We start from the raw sequence: 1911 nt of genomic DNA on the forward strand, positions 1-1911 counted from the left end.
ACCGGGGTCTGCGCGCCCAGGCCCGCGTTGTTGACCAGGACGTCCAATCGCCCTGCGGTGGCGACGGTTTGGGTGATCAATGCATCGACGGCTTCGGTCGACGTCACGTCACAGACCACCGCGTCGACCTTGCCCAGGCCCAGCGAGGCGAGCTCGTCGCGGGTCTGCAGCAGCCGGCGTTCGTGGTAGTCGGAGATGACGACGTCGGCCCCCTCGGCCAGCGCACGCCGCGCAGTGGTAGACCCGATTCCGGTACCCGCAGCGGCGGTCACCAGCACCACCTTGCCGGTCAACAGACCGTGACCCTCGATCTCTTGCGGTGCCACCGAAAGGTCGCTCACCCCTTCACCTCCCTGGGCAGGCCGAGCACCCGCTCGGCGATGATGTTGCGCTGAATCTCGTTGGATCCGCCGTAGATGGTGTCCGACCGCGAGAACAGATACAGCCGCTGCCATTCGTCGAATTCGCCGTCGGGCAGTGTCAGACCGGCCATGCCCTGCACGTCCATCGCGATCTCACCCAACTCGCGATGCCAGTTGGCCCACAGCAGCTTCGACACTGAGTCTTTTCCGGCGGCCTGGCTGGTCCCTTCTTCGTCCATCGTCGCCAGCGCATACGACCGCATCGCGCGCAACCCGGCCCACGACCGGGTGAGCCGCTCACGGATCAACGGGTCGCCGGCGGCGCCGGTGCGCTTGGCGACCTCGACGAGGTTGGCGTGTTCCCGGGCGTAGCGGATCTGCTGTCCGAGCGTGGACACCCCGCGTTCGAAAGTCAGCGTGCCCATCGCGACCCGCCAGCCGTCACCCGGTTCCCCGACCACGAGGCCGGCATCGGTACGCGCGTCGTCGAAGAAGACCTCGTTGAACTCGGAGTCTCCGGTCAGCTGGATGATGGGGCGGATCTCGACCCCGGGCTGATCGAGTGGCACCAGCAGGTAGGACAGCCCGGCATGACGCTTGGAGCCCTTCTCGGTGCGGGCCACCACGAAGCACCATTGCGCCCAGTGCGCCAGCGAGGTCCACACCTTCTGCCCGTTGATGACCCACTGGTCACCGTCGAGGACGGCGGTGGTCGAGACGTTGGCCAGATCGCTACCGGCCCCCGGCTCGGAGTACCCCTGCGACCACAGCTCGGTGACGTCGAGGATCTTGGGCAGAAACCGCTGCTGCTGCTCGGGGGTGCCGTAGGCGATCAGCGTCGGGCCGAGCAGTTCCTCACCGAGATGGTTGACCTTGTCGGGAGCGTTGGCCTTGGCGTATTCCTCGTAGAAGGCGACGCGGTGGGCCACCGACAGCCCGCGCCCGCCGTGTTCCTCCGGCCAGCCCAGGCACGTCAGGCCGGCGGCGGCCAGATGCCGGTTCCAGGCCAACCGCTCTTCGAAGGCTTCGTGCTCGCGGCCGGGACCGCCGAGACCCTTCAGCGCGGCGTAGTCGCCGACGAGGTTGTCGGCCAGCCAGTCACGGACCTGCGCCCTGAACTCCTGGACCTCAATCACCCCTGTAGGCTAACCTACCAAGCACTTGCTCGGGTACCCGATCCCCAGAGGAGCATCGATGGCATCGGTGGTGACGTCCGCGAGAACCACTCCGGCGGTTCTCGACCGGATCGCCTGTGAGCTTCCCGATCACGACGCGGTGGTCACACCGACGCAGACTCTGACCTTCGCCGTGCTGCGCAGCCACGTCCGTCAAGCCGCAGCAGCGATGATCGATCTGGGCGTCGAGCCCGGCGACCGGGTGGCGATCTGGTCACCGAACACCTGGCACTGGGTGGTGGCCTGCCTGGCGACCCACTGCGCCGGCGGCGTGCTGGTTCCGCTCAACACCCGCTACACCGCCAGCGAGGCCACCGACATCCTGTCGCGCACCGCGGCACCGCTGCTGTTCGCCTCCGGCGAGTTCCTCGGCG

The 1911-nt window shown here is 67.7% G+C and carries 3 protein-coding genes; 1 reads left to right on the top strand and 2 read right to left on the bottom strand.

Annotated features, from left to right (window positions below; all coding sequences use genetic code 11):
* Together ACN27A_RS33810 and ipdE1 are read right to left on the bottom strand one after the other, a co-directional pair.
* A partial coding sequence (locus tag ACN27A_RS33810) for an SDR family NAD(P)-dependent oxidoreductase (RefSeq protein ID WP_421458976.1) occupies positions 1-341 on the bottom strand: 341 nt, incomplete at its 3' end.
* Positions 338-1495, bottom strand: coding sequence for an acyl-CoA dehydrogenase IpdE1 (ipdE1, locus tag ACN27A_RS33815; RefSeq protein WP_421458980.1), 1158 nt, complete (start codon positions 1493-1495; stop codon positions 338-340). The genes ACN27A_RS33810 and ipdE1, both read right to left, overlap by 4 nt.
* A 61-nt stretch (positions 1496-1556) precedes the next feature.
* Here ipdE1 and ACN27A_RS33820 point away from each other — a divergent pair.
* A partial coding sequence (locus ACN27A_RS33820; RefSeq protein WP_421458978.1) for an AMP-binding protein occupies positions 1557-1911 on the top strand: 355 nt, incomplete at its 3' end.

The organism is Micromonospora sp. WMMD737 (assembly GCF_049179055.1).
GTDB lineage: Bacteria > Actinomycetota > Actinomycetes > Mycobacteriales > Micromonosporaceae > Micromonospora > Micromonospora reichwaldensis.